This window comes from Mycoplasma sp. 1781, assembly GCF_053851675.1.
Genome location: NZ_JBSQBC010000010.1, coordinates 1 through 17,769, shown reverse-complemented (window position 1 = coordinate 17,769; position 17,769 = coordinate 1). Strand labels below are relative to the sequence as shown.

Sequence of the window (17,769 nt, the reverse complement as noted above, 5' to 3'; positions counted from 1 at the left end):
CCAAAAAAAGAAGAATAGCCGAAAAAAGAGCGTAATTAGTTGAAGAAAAAAAGCCAGTAATAAACTGGTTTTTTATTTTAATTTAAGAAAATCTTAATTATTTATCATCGTTGTTAGAAACACTTTTTATAATGTCGATACATGAGCCAAAGTGATATGGAACTGCAATTTCTTTAATGTTTTTTCAATCACTTCCAAAGATGTTTCTTAAATAATTTTGATATTCATTTATAACATGAAGTTTTAGCCCATCTTTTTCAAAAATACGAATGTTATAGTTAGTATTTGTTAATCATTTTGTTAGAAAAAAATGATTAATTATTGGTGATGTTATAACAAAACCTTCATACATATCATCGTTTAGATCATTTACTAAATCCTTATAGTTTATCGATTTTTTTAAAGCCTTTAGGAATTTAGAAATAATAATTTTGTTTTTAATTTTAGGAATATTTGAATAATTCATAGTGGCATAATATTGTATAAAGCTTTTACTTTTATTAGAAAATTTATACATCTTTTTTATTTTTTTAATTGTTGTGGGAATGATTAAATTAATATCAACAAAAGGGCAATCATTGTATATATTTTTACTATCTTCAACAAATTTATTTTGTAACGAATAATAGTCAGAGTGTTTGACCGAATCAATTACCTTGTGAGGATATAATTGTCTTAGTTTTTCATATGATTCAAAAGTCATCATTACTTCATAATGATCAGTTTCATTTCAATATTCCAGGTTATTAACCACTGCTAAAAGACTATTAAAATCAAGACTATATCAGAGCTCATGCTTACTACAAATATTAATAAATTCTTTCAAGATGTCAAGTTTATGGTTAAAAATTTTAGTCATATTTTAAAATTATAATTTAAATTTATTTTTACCTTAATTTATTTAATTTGCTAATTCTCTACTAAATATTGCTTAACCTGCCTGTGTTAACTTGGTTTTGTTGTTAGCAAAATATATGTAAAAAGTGGTAAAATTTTGTTATCTTATTTAATTAATTAAATATGAATATTTTTATTTGTACATTACTATATTCAGAATGAAAGGCAAATATGTCAGAAAAATTTAAAAAACAAATAACAACTGAACAAAAAGCTAAGAGAAAAAAGGTCATTTGAGGAACTTTTTGAGCAACCGCCATTTCAGCTGTTTTAGCAGCTGGTATTTCTATTCCACTTGTTCAAGCTTCGAAGGCCCTACCTGCTCCAACTCCGATATTGGATGAAAAAAGCTCAATTATTAAAATCATTCAACCAGATGGTTCTATTAAAACTTTAACATATGGCGAGCTAGACAAAAATCCTACTCTAACAAATAAAAACAAAAATATTTTTGATTCTATTGAAAAAAACATTGCCAAATATCTTTATGAGAAAGAGTATGAGGCTTCTTTATGATATCAAGCAGTTTATAATGCCGACAAAGCAAAAACAGATGAAAAATCTTTTGCCCTAGATTCGATTGATAAAATTAAAGAAAAAGTGCAAAAAGAAATTGATGATTTAAAAAGACAGTATCAAAAGCAATATGGCCTTGAACAAAAATGAGAAGAAAAATTCTTAGAAGAGATTTCGAAGCCATCATGAGGATCATCAAAAAATGAGAAACAAGCTTTGGAATACCGAGTTAATTTAGAAATCAACAAAAATGCTTATCGTAGATATAAAACCGAAGTTAATACTGATTGAACATACAATGAATTAAAAAATGGTATCCTAGCCAATAAAGATGTTTTTTATGAATACAATGGCAAAAAAGTTGAAATAGCTAAAAAAGGCCAAAAAATATTTTTGCCTTTTGCTCATGAAAACAAAAATTATGTATTGCCAGCAGAGGATTCAATTGAGTCACAAACAAATTCACAAGCTTCAATCAAAATTCCGATGTTTGTTACAACATCATTTGTTAAGGAATTTAGAAATCCTGAAAGATTTATCAAGCCATGAATCGACAGAAAACAAGCCATTTTATCAGAATTTTCATTATCTGCTCATCAAGATACAACCGGTGCTGAAAAACCATGGGTTGTAACAAAGGCTGAAATAATTAATCTTCTTAAGTTTTCAGCATATCCGCAAGATAATACGCACAATAAATTAAAACTTGCAATTGATGCATTAAATGATTTTAGAGGATTTAGCACATTAATAAAAAACGATAACATTACTTCAGATGATGAAAGACATGCAAAAAATGACCAGACATTAATTGAATATTTATCAGCCGATAAGGCAAATGCTTCAAAATTTGGATCAAAGGGTTTTGTTAATTTAAAACAAGCAATTTCTTCAAGTGAACCATCTTCATACTTTGGACTACTATCAATTTTACTAGGTGACGCACAAATTGATAAAGGTATTTATAAATATACTCAAAAGAATAATTTGTTTAAGGATTTAAAGAAAAAGCTAATTGAGGTTTTAAAATCGCTTAGTGGTTATAATAATCTTGAAACAGATTTTAAGAAAAAACTTGAGAGTGCATTGAATGCAGATCCTGCTTCAAAAGAAAAAAATGCTGATTACGTTGAAGAATATGCTAAGTATAATAACGAGGTTGAAAAAATAATTAATAACCTTGAAGATAAAGAATTTAACAAATTATTTGGTAATGCATTTAAAGATGTATTTGTGAATGGTAATAAGGACAATAAAATTAACGCTATTTACAAGGTCGGGGAAAATTTTGTTTCAGTATCTCCAAAAGGAATATTAATTCAAAATTTACACAAGTTTGATACAGTGGAAGCCGTTCAAAAATTAATTGTTAAAGATTTAGCAATTAAATCAAAAGCAAATTACAAAAATACATTTACTAGTGAATTATTCAATTTAAATACTATTTTTGCAGATATATTGGATACTACATATCAAATTAACGATCTTCTTTCACAAGATACATTCAAAGAATATTTAAAACAACAAAAATTTACTCCTATTGATTCGGATAAAGAAAAAAACTTTGATGATGCAGATATTAAAGGAGCTTTAAACTATATTTCAACACTAGAACAAACAAATAAGGCAACTATTGTAAATAAAAAATATGGTCAAATAAAAGATTTTATTAAGAAACAAATTAATGATAATCTTGTAGCTGACTTCGAATATGATACAAATACAAATAAATTTATAATTAAACCACATGATAATAAAGATATTATTTCTTATTTATTTGACATCATAGTTAAATATGTTTTAGAATAGAAAAATTTTTATAAGGAAAGGAAAAAAATGAAAAAACTTTCAAAAGTATTGCTTAGTTTATCACCTCTAATATTTTCTGGTGTTCCATTACTAGTATCATGTGCAAATAATAAATCACAAAATAATGCTGAAACCCCGGGTTATCAATCAGGTTTTTTAAAACAGCAAACATCAAAGAATCAAATGATTTTATCAGTTGTTGATACATATCTTGAAAAATTTTATGTTAATGATTTAAAAAATATTAATCAAAAAGACAAAATTGCTTCTGCGATTGAAAATAAAAATAATCAGCTTCATAAAGATTTATATGACTTATTTAAATATTATGCCTCTGTTTCACTAAATACTGATGCTCAAAAGTTTTGAAATCTAAAACATGATTTTATTCGATTAAATATTGATACTAAAGTCTATAATCCTGCCCCTGAAAATATTCCTAGCGAAGATGAATTTATATTTTTAATGAAGAATTCTAAGTTCTTGCAGGAAAATCTTAGATTAGAGTTAGAAAAAATGCTAGTTTCTAAAATTTATCTATTAAAATCAAGAGATGAGTTTAAAAAACTATCCGTTAATCAAAATGGCCTAGATAAATATCAAGTAAGTCTTGAAGAGGAAATAAAGAAAGATTCAACTACATTGTTAAAAAAAGATATTTATGATGCCCTTGATTTTTCAAGTAATAATCTTTATCTAATTAAGTATCTTCTTGAAAACCCCCTTATCCAAAGATGATCATTTACTGATACAAAAGATATGAATTTAAGAATTGGTAAGGCAAATATTTCAACCTTTAACGATTTTAACAATCTAGCATCATATAATCCTAAAAAAACTCAACAGTATGATTACAATCCGGTTGCCAAATATCCCGAATATATTTTAAAAACTGGTGCTTCAGAAGGATTTGAACTTAAAACATTAAGAGCATTTAACGGAATTGTTGCTAATTCAGAAACAACAGGCGATTTATCAAACTCATTTTACACAGCCAAAAAATTTACTTCACCTGTTTTTGGTTTTGTAGATCCAAAAACTAAAAAAGTATTAGACCAGGACTATTTTAAATTAGCAAAAATTCTTGCTCAAGAAAAGAAGTTACCAAAAATTAAGGCCGCAGCATCACTTAAATCTAAACAAGATAAGGAAGAAAATTTAAAAGTATTTAATGCTAAGGATATTGAATTTGAAGGCCTTACAAGACAAAATGATAATGAAAAAGTATTTACTAAAGAAATAACTTTAGAAGACAAAAAATATACCCTTATGTTTGAATTAAAAGACTCGATAACTTTTAGTGGTCAAATTCTAAGAGCACCAATGAGATTAAGTATTAAGGAACTTGGATCGAGACATTATTATGATTTTAGTGCTGAATTAGAATATAAGGATAAGAAATTTATAGACCAAACTAATGCAAATGATTATAACCTAGATAAGTATCCAACATTTATCGATGTTATTAATGATAAAAAAATTGATGCTTCATATGTAATTAAATTAGCACCATTATATTTATCTAAAAAAGTAAAAAATCTAAAAAATGAAATTGTTGATAAGAAAATTTTTACTTTTGAAAATACCCCATGAAATGATGCAACGCAACAAAGTATTATTGCTAACTATATTGTTGTCTCAAAAGGAAACACTTTGTTTAGAGAGGCTAATAAATATATAATAGATAATCTAGGATTTAAGTTAACAGAGCTAAACCCGATTGTTTTAGAATTATTTAAAGTGGAAGGATTAATTTAAAAAAAGAAAATTATGGAAAAAGATACATTCCAGAGAATTATTGATAGAGAAATACCCGCAACAATTATTTATGAGGACGCTGATGTTATTGCTTTTCTAGATATTGATCCAGTAGAAAAAGGCCATTTCTTGGTTGTACCAAAAGAGTTTTCGCAAAACTTATATGATATCGAAGAGGAAGACTTGGTTAAATTGGTCAAAAAAGCTAGAAAATTAGCTTTATTACAAACAGATAAGCTTAATGCTTCTGGTTTCAAATTAGTTATAAATAATAATGAAGCTGCTGGACAAGCAATTTTTAGAACACATATTCACATCATTCCTTATTACGATTAGGATATTATTTTGAAAGATTATATAAATTTATGGAAAGAAAATATTCAGAACAAGAACAAATAAGAAGAAACAAAATTTCAATCTTAGCGCAAAAAAATATTAGAGCATTTAATTCAACTATTAGACCAACAATTTCATCGCAAGAAATAATGAAATTGTATGAAAGCAAAACAAGAGAAGCAATTGATGCTGAAAATAAATTTGTTGTTTTTAATGGTAGGGTTGTCGCTCAACGTGGTCCTTTTTTAGTATTACAGGACCGCAATGGTAAAATGCAAATTTATATTGATAAAAAAATATTAGATGAATTTTCTCAAGAAGTTTTAAAACAATTAGATCTAGGTGACATTATTAGTGTTGAGGGTTTTATCTCTAAAACCCATACTGAAGCATTAATGATCAAGGCCTCAAAACTTGTTTTATTAACAAAGTCATTAAAGCCATTACCTGATAAATACCATGGTTTAGTTGATGCAGAAGAAAGACGTAGACATCGTTATGTTGATACAATAGTTAATGAAGAATCAAAAAATACTTTTATCTTAAGAACCAAAATTATTAAAGGTGTACGTGAATTTTTTGATAATTTAGATTATCTCGAAGTTGACACTCCTGTATTGCAACCAATATTGGGTGGAGCTGCAGCTAGACCTTTTAAAACATTTTATAATGCTTTAAACCGTGAATTCTATTTAAGAATAGCCACAGAATTGCCATTAAAAAAATGTATTGTTGGCGGCCTGGAAAGAGTTTATGAAATTGGACGTATTTTCCGTAATGAAGGGGTTGATAGTACACACAATCCTGAATTTACCTCAATTGAATTTTATGAAGCATATTCAGATATGTGAGGAATGATGGAAAGAACGGAAGGCGTATTTAAACACTTAACCACAAAGTTAAATATTAAAAATGTTAAATTTAACGGCTATGAAATAGAATTTAAATACCCTTTTGCAAAGATTAATATGGTTGATGCCGTTTCGCAAAAAATAGGAATTAATGTCCGTAATTTAAGTGATGCTCAGGCCCTTGAATTAGCTAAACAACATGGAATCAAGACGCAAAAATATTATAAGTTAGGTCACGTTATTAATGAACTATTTGAGAAATATATCGAAGAAACATTAATACAACCTACATTTGTTTATGGCCATCCCATTGAGATTAGCCCCTTAGCATTTAAAGAATTAGATGATGACCGTTTTACTCAAAGAGCAGAATTATTTGTTGGAACCAAAGAATTTGCTAATATGTTTACTGAGCTTTCAGATCCTATAGATCAGCTAGAAAGATTTGAGTCCCAACTTGAAGAAAGAGAAAACGGTAATGAAGAAGCAAACGAAATTGATTGAGATTTTGTTAACGCTTTAGAATATGGGCTTCCGCCAACAGGTGGCTGCGGAATTGGGATCGACCGTTTGGTAATGCTTCTAACTCAAAATGATTCAATTAGAGATATTCTCTTATTTCCACAATTAAAAGAAATAAAATAATTTTAAATAAAATATGTTCCACAATAAAGGACATATTTTATTTATTTAAAAATGTGTTAATATAATATAACTAAAATAAACTTATGGGAAATAAAACGTTTACTCAAACAATCAAAGAAGAAATTATAAATAGACCATTAAAAAAACAAGATAAATTAAACTTGTTAAGTGGTGTTTTTGCTACGTCAAAAATAGAAGAAAATGCTTTTAAATTAATCATTAATAATAAAATAATATTTGAATTTATTAAGCAGCTTTTAGTAGAACAATCAATTCCTTATTTTTTAGAGAGAAAAAATGAATTTGTTATTGAAATTGCAGATTTTTATAACGGAAAATTAAAATATGAACGTGAATATTTTTCTGGCATCTTTTTAGCATCGGGCTCAGTCTCAAATTTTGAGAGTTCTTCAAATCATCTTGAATTGAAGTTTTATAATTTTGATAATGCTCTACAATGTTTGACTATACTAAATAAATATAATCTTGAATTTAAATTATTAAAAAGAGAAAATAAATTTTTAATTTATTTAAAAAAAATTGAACATATTTGTGATTTTTTAAAAGCCATTGAAACGGTTAATTCATATTATCAACTTGAAGAATATAAAATTGAACGAGATTATTTTAATAATATAAATCGCATTACAAACTTTGATATATATAATCAACAACGAATTGCTAATGCTAATATCCAGTTTTTAGAAAACTATGATTTTGTGCAAAAAAATAACCTAACATTTCTTTTTACTAAGCAGGAATTAGCTTTCTTTAAAATTAAAAAAAATAATCTTGATAGTAGTCTATCTAACCTGGTGGAACTATTGGCTAATAAAAAAATTTATAAGTCAAGATCATCATTAAATCATTCGTTAATAAAATTAAGAACATTTGTGAAGAAATATAGTTCAAAAAATGTTAAACTAGCCAAAACCCAGAAAAAATAATATATTTTAAAATTAATTTGCATAAGTTTCTTGGCAATTTAAATGCTATTTTTAGGTCTAAAATCGAATGAATTGATAAAAATCCGTCGCTTTTATTAAATTAATAAAATTTAAAAAGTAGTAAAATTTATATTGTGAATTACACAAATCAAAACTCACATTTCACAACTGAACAATAACGATTAGTTTTCTGATCGTTATTGTTTTTTGTTTTTAAGTAAAAAAATGAAAGGATAAATAATGAAAAGAAGTAATAAAATTTTATTCTCATTAAGTGGTTTATCACTTTTTGCAGTCCCTATGTTTTTGGCATCATGTGGTCCTTCACATTCTAGTGCTAGATATGACCAAGTTTATGATGGCAAATTAAAAATTGCTACTGGTTTTTCTGAAAATAATGTTCAAGGTATTGGATTAAAAACTATTGTTAGTGAATTTAACAAATGATTAAAATCTGGTTCAGCTGAAGAACAAGCTAAAAAGACTGAAAAAGGTTATTTACCTGTTGAAATCGTTTTTACACCAAATGGTTATTCAACAAGTGCCTTAGAAACTAAATTAAGTGCAAAAGAAACAAATGAATTTTGAAATATAATGATTAACTACCCAACCGCTGCATCTATATTGGCAACGCGGGACATGAATTTGGCCTTACCAAATGATGTTTATGAAAATTTGAATATTGCCGAAGCATTTAAGCATGTTAATGATGAAATTGGTGGTAATCTAGAATCAAAAGAAAAATGAGTAGTTCCATTTTCAAGATCTTCTGAAATGCAATCAGTTAATAAGGTTCTTTTAGGTAAATTATTAAAAGAATTAAAAGCTGCTGGTGTAAAAATGGGCGAAGATGCTTCAACCAAAAAAGTTAAAGAATACATTAAATATTATGAAAAAACTTCGGAAAGTGATGCTAAATATGTAGATGCTGAGTGAGAAAAGAGCAAAGCTACTGATATGGAAGCTGCTAAAAGAAGCATCTTAGAACTAAATTTAACACTTGATGACTCAATTTTTCAAGAATATGATAAATTAATTAATTTTGCTATTGCTGCTAAAAAATTATATCCAAGTGATTTAAATAAACCTATTTTAGGCATTGACTCATTAGCATCGGTTGTTAATGTTATGAATGTTGCTATCACTAAGGGTAATGTAAGTGAACAATATATTAATCCTTCATCAGGTCATGATCTTACTGGTGGGTATGATTATGAATCGTTTAAACAAAATGGAACATTCCAAAATGAATTATTTAAAAAAATAACAAAAACTATTTTTGATGGTATTAAATCTGGAGCAGTTTGAATTGGCGGTGGTGGAGCTTATGGTTCAAGCTTATTAACTAAACATAATATGGCAATAAGCATTGGTTCAACAGCTGGATACACACACACATATATAAGTGGCAATACAGAAACAATAAACTATATTAAGGATCAAAAAAATAAAGTTGAAAAATTATATGAACTTGTAAATAAAGACGCAAAAGATGGTAATGATGTTGTATTAAAATTCAAATCAGGAAGCCATACAAATAAAATCTATGCAAATAAATTATCACAAGGTACTGTTGTTGGCCAATATGATAAACAATTAGTATCTAATGAAGTCGGGACAAAATTAGCTAATGAATTTAAGAAAAATAATAATTATCGCTTGTTAGCCGGAAGCGTTGAAAACAAAAACCTAGTTTTATCAAGTACACTAAAAATTGCACTTAGTGATGATGAAATAAAGAAAGTAGTTTCATTAGGTACAACATTTGCTAATGATGGAAATTCATATGTATTAGTTGATAAGAGTTTAATTTCACAATTAGTATTTACCGCTGATAAATTATTGAATTTTGAAGATGCTGATTGAATTAGTACTCCATTGGTTAAAGATGCTTCTAAAGATAAAAAATCAGTATTTATTCAAGGGCCTTCACTTGTTTTGATTCATGCTAATGAAAAAGAAGATAAGGCAACCCAATTATTTGTACAATGATTGTTTAAGGAAAAAATAGCATCAATAAGTTTTACAAATAAAGGTAAAACTACTAAATATGATGATGTTAAGCCAATTGATGCATTTAATTACTTTGGTAGCTATATTTCGCCAACTGCAGATTACATTAATCAAGATGTAAAAAATATTAAACGTTTAAATAGAGCATCAAAAATTGCATTTGAAAACTTCAAAAAAATCCAAACAAACAGCAATGAATATCAACCAGCAGAAGACGTTTATTCAACATCTTCTGATAAACTAAGAGAATCAATTGGTTCCGCTGGTAGAGCTATTGTTAACAAGGTTTTAAATAAAAAACCAGTTAAATTTGAAGATTTTATTAATGAAATTCTTAAATTATTTGCATAATATCAAAATAAAAAAATACAAAATTTTTGTGTTTTTTTAACAAAAGGGAAGAAATGAAAAAAATAAAATTATTTTTATTAGCACCAATTTTTACCTTTCCACTATTGTCCGTTTCTTGTCAAAATGAAAAAACAAAAGAATACTATGATAATTTAAAATTAAATGCTACTTTTTTATTTGAACCTAGCAATTATCACAGTGTTGGAAAAACATTAGATAATGTTATTGAAACTGAAATTATTGATGATGTGGAAAAAGGGACAACTAAAAAAATCGCTTTATCATTATGAGAAAACTTTGGGGCTGTTGAGGGGCAAGTAACTCAAGTATTTGATGGTGATACTATCGAAGTTACAATCAAAAAAAATTTGACCTCAAAAACAACCTTTGAGAATGGACAAAAAATTAAGATTAGAATTCCATTAATTGATACTTTAGAGCAAAATACTAAGGGTACAACAGAGCGTGAAAGAAAATTATCAAATCTTGATAGTGCTTATGTTGAGAATATTCTTCAAGGTAAAAATGTAAGACTAGTATCTGATAATTGGTCTAATAATTCATATAGTAGATACGTTGCATATGTATTCTTTGGCGATTCATTTGAAAAAAACTTTAGTATTGAAATGTTGGCTAATGGTTGAACATTACCAAGAATTGGCGCCTTAGATTTTAAAACATTTGTTAATGATTATGAAAAAACTGAAAAGAGCGCAGTATTATCTTATTTATTGCCTTATGCTGCAAGGGCTTTTAATGACGGATATTTCAACAATAAAGGATTTTATGCTAAAGAAGGCGTTAATATTTCTGTCGGCGGTCAAGACCTTAACCTTAAATTTAAATTGCCAGTTGATTTGTCAAAAGAATATCAAGCTCATGGCTCTGATTTGATTAATGATGCATATCAATTTATGTATCCATTTAATATTGAGAAAAAAAATAAACAAAAATTTGTTAATCCACAAAATAATATTTTTGAATTTTTAGGAACTAAACAATCAAAGAAAGAAGTAAAATAAATGAAAAAGGAAAATAAAAAAATAACGCAAAGCCATATTCACGGTTTTTCACAAGAACGTTATCAGGCTAAAAAATTAGTTCCTGCGATCGAAGTCAAGGATTTAGTCATTGACTTTGGTGAATCACTAGCTGTTGATAATGCTTCTTTTGCGATTGAAAAAGGAGAGTTAGTTACATTACTGGGCCCTTCAGGTTCAGGTAAAACTACTACTCTGAATGCCATTTCTGGATTATTGCGTCCTACAAGTGGAAAGTTATTTTTCTCTGGTGTAGATGTTACAAAGTTTTCACCTCAGCAAAGAGAATTGGGGTTAGTGTTCCAAAATTACGCTTTATACCCTCATATGACTGTTTATGATAATATAGCATTTCCACTATTGAATGATAAACACTGAAAAGAAGAAATTATTGAAAAATCAAAATTAGCTCAACAAAAAATATTTGAACTAATATTTAAGTTCTATGGTGTTTCTGAAGAACTTATTTCTGAAACAAGAACAAAACTATACCACACTATTGATAATCCGCGCGAAACAAGAAATTATTTAACTGAGTTAAAAACACAATATAACAATATTATTGATAATGAAGTAAATAACTATAATTTCATTGTTACTAAAAAAACGGCTATCTTATCTAATTTAACTAAAAAAGTTTTAAAAGATATTAAAGACGTTAGGGAAGAAACAAATAAGTTACTTAATGACTTAGAAATTGAACGCGCTGCAAGAATAAGTGAAATTAAAGAACAAATTGAAATTATGATGGTTAGAGATAAGTCAGGGTGTGGCGACTTATTTGAAAAGCAAAAGAGTATTATAGTTGAATTTTCTAACAAAAGAAAAGAAATTAAACAACATCTTAAAGAAAAAATTAAGAATCTTAAAAATGAGTATGTTAAAAGATATAATGAAAGCAGACTTGAATATACTCAAAAGGTCAATGAAGCAAAACAAATTTTGAGAGAAAAAATTGTTGTTCAAAAGATCGATCCTATCGGAATGCAAATTAAGCAAATTAAGGAACGTTTAAAACATACGAAGATTGAGACGGAAACAGTATACAAAGAAGCTATTCGTTCTTTAATTATTCCAATTTTAGAAAGCAATAATATAAAAACAAGAAATTTAAAGAAGTCATTAAATGAATTAATTGCTTTATTGCCAGATGATTTACAAAAAGAAATTAGAATTTTAGGCAAAGATGTTTTAACAATAGAAGAAGCAATTATTAGAGATGTTTTAGATGTTGCTCAAAGAGTTGAAATTACTAAAAATTTACGTAAGAGACCAACGCAGTTATCAGGTGGGCAACAACAACGTGTTGCTATTGCTAGAGCTATTGTTAAGAAACCAAAGATTCTTCTATTGGATGAACCTTTATCAAACCTTGATGCTAAGCTACGTGTTTCTACAAGAAAATGGATACGTTCTATTCAACAAGAACTTGGAATTACAACAGTCTTTGTTACCCACGATCAAGAAGAAGCTATGTCTATTAGTGACAAAATTATTTGCATGTCTACTGCCAAAGTTCAACAAATTGGCGCTCCGATGGAACTTTATTTGACGCCTAAAAATGAATTTGTTGCTAAATTCCTTGGTGTTCCTGAAATGACTATTTTTGAAACACCAATTAAAGATGGATATGTATATTACGAAGGACAAAAATTAATTAAAGCCCCTGAAAATTACAAAAAAGCAACTATTGACTTAGGATTTCGCGGTGAATCGTTGGTTGAAGACGAAAACGGAATTATTACTGGTGATATTAAATTAGTTGAATATCTAGGAAAAGAAATCCAAGCCCAAATTTATATAAAATCAATTGATAAGATTGCTAATGTTTTCCTTTCAGCTAAAACAAAATATGAAATTGGTGAAAACGTTAGATTAAGTATTAAAAGAAAAGAATTGTACCATTTGTTTGATGTTGATACAAAGGAAAGAGTTTAATGAACACTTACTTTTGAAAAAAATATCGTATCAAAAAGACAGGGGAAGCTCTAAGTATATTAAATACTAAAACACCATTTTGAAAACCATTTTTATTGATGTTGCCTTCCTTAATTGCCTTGGCGTTTATGATTATTATTCCATTTATTCTTGTTATTATTGTATCATTCCGTGCCCCAACATCATTTAGAGGATTCGGATGATCAATAGCAAATTATTATCAAACAAAAGGAAAAGCAGGGGTTTTTAATGATCCTAAATTTGATGTAGCAGTTGTTAATTCATTGCTATATGCCGTTGTAGCTCTACCAATAGGGCTTTCAATATCAATATTAATAAGTTCTGCTATTACAACGGTAATTAGAAGATATGCACGTAGTTTTTGACAAACTGTTTTCTTCTTGCCATACATGACTGGTGCTGTAGCTGTTTCGCTAACATTCTCAGCTATTTTTGGTAAAACAAGTGAAGGTGCTATCTTTCCGCTGTTGTATGGTTCAGGTAATAGATGAAATCCCTTTATAGTGATCTTGATCCGTGGGATTTGAGGAGGATTAGCCTTTCAAGTGTTAATTCTAACCACATCAATGTTATCAGTTAATCCTGACTTATATAAATCGTCAGCAATTGATGGCGCAAGTAGTGGGTCTCAATTCTTTAAAATTACCCTACCTTCAATTCAAAAAACAATTTCATTCTTATTTACGATAGGAATTATTAATGGTATTAAGGTCTTTCCGTTGGCCTTATATAATAACGATGCCTCAGCTTCTATTACAGAAAATGGTAGTACGTTATTGCTTTACATTTTTCAAGCAACAAAATCTGGAGAATTCGGAAGAACCGCTGCTGCTTCAGTGTTCTTATTTATACTAGGTACCTTAGTTTCATTTACATTGAAGAAATCAGTATCATCAATTTTTAAACTAAAAACTAAATTGGGAGAAAGAAATGTTATCAACAAGCTTAAAGCTGAGATACAAAAGAGAAAAATCAGCTTTAAAATCTAAACAAGAATTAATGTCCAAGCCTTATTCAACAACAAATGTATGAGGCAAAATATTCTCTTGATCATTTAAAATTGCTATATTAACATTCTTTAGTTTCTTAGTTGTTCTTCCGTTTTACTTTATGATTGAGCAATCGCTTGTTGACCCAAGATTTTATGGCCAACCAGGTTCAAAGATTGCTTGATGACCATTTGATTATGAAAAATTCTTGTCAAATGGTAAAGAGTTTGGCGGCAATTTGGGAACTAGTTTTTACTTTAGTAATTTCCTACAATCACTACAGGAAGGTTATCTACAAGCACTAGTATTCACAGCTGGATTTACAGCTTTATCTGTTGTTGTCAGATTATTCTTTGCAACTACACTTGGTTATGCATTATCTCTTAGAAATTGAAGAGGAAAAAATGCATTTTTCGGAATGCTATTATCATTGTTAGTTATTCCTGAAATTACTTTATTGTCTTTACAATATACGTTAGTTTCTAAAACCGGTTGAATCGGTACTAAAAATCCATTAATTATTATTTCAATGGTTGTCCCATTTGCTACATCAATTTTTAATGCATATATGTATAAAAACGCTTTTGAAGCTATTCCAAATTCAGTTAAGGAATCATCAATGCTTGACGGGGCAAGCGGAATTAAGTACTTCTTTAATGTAGCTTTACCTATGGTTAAAGCCACAACATGAACAGTTATTATTTTGACCGCTCTTGCTTCATGGAATTCATATACATGACCTGCATTATTGTGAGATGCAGCACCTGGTAAAACTGCTGGTTATTATGCACCAATTAACTTATGATTATTTACAACCGGTAGAGTTGAAGTAGATGGTGGCGAAGCACAAATAATTTTATCGGTAAGAATGGCTGCTACAATTTTAGCTATTTTGCCTATGATGATTGTGTACTTTGTTTTAAGAAAGAGAATTATGGCTGCTATTTCTAGACAAGGAAATGCAACAAAAGGATAAACTATGGATTATAAAAATTACAGTATTATAAATGATCAACAAAAAACAAAAAAAGTTGGAAAAAGAGTTTTGAGTTTTGTAGGAATTTTAACAGTTGTTGTTGCTGGTTTAGTTATACTAGGATTCATAATCTATGGTTTAATTGTTGGTGTAACTAATATATTCACTCAAGACACATTAAGATTATTGAGTTAAAATAGAATATACAAAATCTAATTAAAACAGATCTTTATAATAGGTCTGTTTTAATTTGTCTATTTTTTGCTAAATTTAATATAAAATATTAAATTATGAAATTTTTTAAATTCAAATCAACTGAAATGCGTATTGCAGAGCAAACATTAAAAAAAATTAATCAATTAGAAGAAAGTATTGCCAAATTAAGCGATGAGGAACTGAAAAATAAAACAATTGAATTTCGTGAAAGAATTAGGTTAGGCGAGAGTCAGGATGATATTAGACCTGAAGTTTTTGCTGTTTCACGTGAAGCAACAAAAAGAATTTTAGGCAAAAGACCTTATGATGTGCAAATGATAGGTGGTATTATTCTTGATTTAGGTTCTGTTGCAGAAATGAAAACAGGTGAGGGAAAAACTATTACATCTATCGCCCCCGTTTATTTAAATGCTATTGGTGGCAATAGTGTTATTGTTTCAACAGTTAATGAGTATTTAGCAGAACGTGATGCTGAGGAAATGGGACAAGTTTTTAAATTTCTCGGTTTAAGTGTTGGTATTAATAAAGCACAAATGCATACTAATTTAAAAAGAGAAGCTTATGCATGTGATGTTGTTTATTCGGTTCATTCAGAATTAGGTTTTGACTATCTAAGAGATAATATGGTTATGTCAAAAGAAGAAAAAGTTCAAAGAGGACTTGATTATATTTTATTGGATGAGGTTGATTCTATTCTAATTGATGAAGCTAAAACACCATTGATTATATCCGGTGGTGATCATGAAGAAAGTACAATGTATACTATTGCAGATTTATTTGTAAGAACATTAAACCAAAATGATTACTTTATTGACGAAGAAACAAAATCTGTTTATCTTACTGATGAAGGAATTGAAAAAGCAAATAAATATTTTAATTTAAGAAATCTATATGATCTTGAAAATTCGGAGCTTGTTCATAGAATTCAAAATTCATTAAGAGCTCATAAAGTTATGAAGCTTGACGTTGAATATATTGTTAGAAATGATAAGATCGAACTCGTAGATTCGTTTACTGGTCGTATTATGGAAGGGCGCGCCTATTCCGAAGGTTTGCAGCAAGCAATTCAAGCGAAGGAAAGAGTTGAGATTGAATCAGAAACAAAGACACTTGCTACTATTACATATCAAAATTTCTTTAGATTATTTAAAAAAATTAGCGGTATGACTGGTACTGCCAAAACGGAAGAAAAGGAATTTATTGATATCTATAATATGCGTGTTAATGTTGTTCCAACAAATAAACCAGTTATTAGAAAAGATGAAAAAGATGAAATTTATGTTGATATGCATTCTAAATGAATGGCCGTTGTTAAAGAAGTAAAAAGAGCCTTTCAACGTAAACAACCTATTTTAATTGGAACAGCACAAGTTGAAGATTCTGAGGTTCTGCATGAATATTTATTGCAAGAAGGCATACCACATACTGTTTTAAACGCAAAACAGGATGCTAGCGAAGCTGAAATTATTTCAAAGGCTGGCCAAGCAAGTGCTGTAACTATTGCTACTAATATGGCAGGACGTGGAACGGATATTAAGCCAACAAAAGAAGCTATTGAACATGGCGGTTTATACGTTCTAGGAACAGAAAAAGCCGAATCACGTCGTATTGATAATCAACTTAAGGGCCGTTCTGGTCGTCAAGGGGATATAGGTTATACTAAATTCTTTTTATCTTTAGATGACCAATTAATTTTGAGATTTTCTGTTCAAGATAGATGAAAGGAAATATTTAAGGAATATGGTTCAAATCCTATTCCTGGTGAATTAATTCGTTCAGCATTTTTAAAAGCGCAAAAGAAAATTGAAGGTTTTAACTATGATAGTCGTAAAAGTGTTTTAAATTTTGACGACGTTATTAGACAACAACGTGACCTAATATACGAACAACGCGACTTAATTTTGGAACGAGACGATTTGGGTTCAATTATATACAAGATGTTTAATGTGGCTGTTAAGCAAATTGTCAATAATCCTTATTTTGTTAAGAAAAATGACACAATGGATTTTGACAATTTTGCCGAATATCTAAATCGTAATTTTATGCTATTAACTCAGCATCAATTTGAACCAGGTGAAATTATAAAAATGGATCGTGAAGAGTTAAAAAATTATATAACAAATATCTGAAAAAAGGAATATGACCGTTTAAGACAAAACATAATTGAAAAATATGGTTTAACTTCATTAGTAAAATCAGAAAGAAATATTATCCTAAATGTTTTTGATTCAGGATGACAAGACCATATTAATGTTATGGACAAATTGCGTCGTAGCACTCATTTAGTTCAGTATGCTCAAAAAAACCCATATCAAATTTACACTAAATTAGGTTCAAAAAAATTTAAGGAACTTACTGATAGAATAGCAATGGAATGTAGTATTAACTTATTGAATAACTATGAGGCATTGCCTTCCTCAAATAGCCAAATTGATTTTCCTTGATTGGCAAATAATATTAATCCAA

General features: G+C 28.5%; 13 protein-coding genes. 12 read left to right on the top strand and 1 reads right to left on the bottom strand.

The features are described from left to right. Nucleotides 1-97 precede the first annotated feature (97 nt). The gene (locus ACWXVP_RS02305) at nt 98-859 is read right to left on the bottom strand and encodes a hypothetical protein (RefSeq protein ID WP_456012890.1); all 762 of its coding nucleotides are present in this window, start codon (nt 857-859) and stop codon (nt 98-100) included. Nucleotides 860-1,068: 209 nt separating this feature from the next. Here ACWXVP_RS02305 and ACWXVP_RS02300 point away from each other — a divergent pair, with 209 nt between their 5' ends. From ACWXVP_RS02300 to secA, 12 genes are all read left to right on the top strand, one after another. Beyond that, nucleotides 1,069-3,222 carry a HinT-interacting membrane complex protein P80 gene (locus ACWXVP_RS02300; protein WP_456012889.1) on the top strand — a complete coding sequence of 718 codons (2,154 nt, stop codon included), beginning with the start codon at nt 1,069-1,071 and terminating at the stop codon, nt 3,220-3,222. A gap of 27 nt (nt 3,223-3,249) precedes the next feature. Further along, a complete protein-coding gene (locus ACWXVP_RS02295; RefSeq protein ID WP_456012888.1) occupies nt 3,250-4,980 on the top strand; it encodes a HinT-interacting membrane complex lipoprotein P60 in 1,731 nt (576 codons plus the stop codon). 12 nt (nt 4,981-4,992) lie between these two features. Further along, nucleotides 4,993-5,316, top strand: a complete 324-nt coding sequence (gene hinT, locus ACWXVP_RS02290) for a histidine triad protein HinT (RefSeq protein WP_438340342.1) — start codon at nt 4,993-4,995, stop codon at nt 5,314-5,316. A gap of 29 nt (nt 5,317-5,345) precedes the next feature. Further along, on the top strand, nt 5,346-6,812 hold the full coding sequence (lysS, locus tag ACWXVP_RS02285) for a lysine--tRNA ligase (protein WP_456012886.1): 1,467 nt from the start codon (nt 5,346-5,348) through the stop codon (nt 6,810-6,812). An 83-nt stretch (nt 6,813-6,895) separates the two neighbouring features. Next, on the top strand, nt 6,896-7,759 hold the full coding sequence (gene whiA / locus ACWXVP_RS02280) for a DNA-binding protein WhiA (protein WP_456012884.1): 864 nt from the start codon (nt 6,896-6,898) through the stop codon (nt 7,757-7,759). A 240-nt stretch (nt 7,760-7,999) separates the two neighbouring features. Continuing rightward, entirely contained in the window at nt 8,000-10,123 is a 2,124-nt protein-coding gene (locus tag ACWXVP_RS02275; RefSeq protein WP_456012882.1) for a P68 family surface lipoprotein, read from the top strand. A 53-nt stretch (nt 10,124-10,176) separates the two neighbouring features. Continuing rightward, nucleotides 10,177-11,145 (top strand): thermonuclease family protein, encoded by a 969-nt coding sequence (locus tag ACWXVP_RS02270; protein ID WP_456012880.1) that lies wholly within the window; start codon nt 10,177-10,179, stop codon nt 11,143-11,145. Beyond that, nucleotides 11,146-13,101 carry an ATP-binding cassette domain-containing protein gene (locus ACWXVP_RS02265; protein WP_455966358.1) on the top strand — a complete coding sequence of 652 codons (1,956 nt, stop codon included), beginning with the start codon at nt 11,146-11,148 and terminating at the stop codon, nt 13,099-13,101. Next, nucleotides 13,101-14,111, top strand: coding sequence for a carbohydrate ABC transporter permease (locus ACWXVP_RS02260; RefSeq protein WP_438340336.1), 1,011 nt, complete (start codon nt 13,101-13,103; stop codon nt 14,109-14,111). The genes ACWXVP_RS02265 and ACWXVP_RS02260 overlap by 1 nt, the downstream gene beginning before the upstream one ends. Beyond that, nucleotides 14,053-15,087, top strand: a complete 1,035-nt coding sequence (locus tag ACWXVP_RS02255; RefSeq protein ID WP_456012878.1) for a carbohydrate ABC transporter permease — start codon at nt 14,053-14,055, stop codon at nt 15,085-15,087. Before ACWXVP_RS02260 ends, ACWXVP_RS02255 begins: the two co-directional genes overlap by 59 nt. Before the next feature lie 3 nt (nt 15,088-15,090). After that, entirely contained in the window at nt 15,091-15,282 is a 192-nt protein-coding gene (locus ACWXVP_RS02250) for a hypothetical protein (RefSeq protein WP_438340334.1), read from the top strand. 95 nt (nt 15,283-15,377) lie between these two features. Then, the coding region (secA, locus tag ACWXVP_RS02245) for a preprotein translocase subunit SecA (RefSeq protein ID WP_456012876.1) at nt 15,378-17,769 on the top strand (2,392 nt) is incomplete at its 3' end.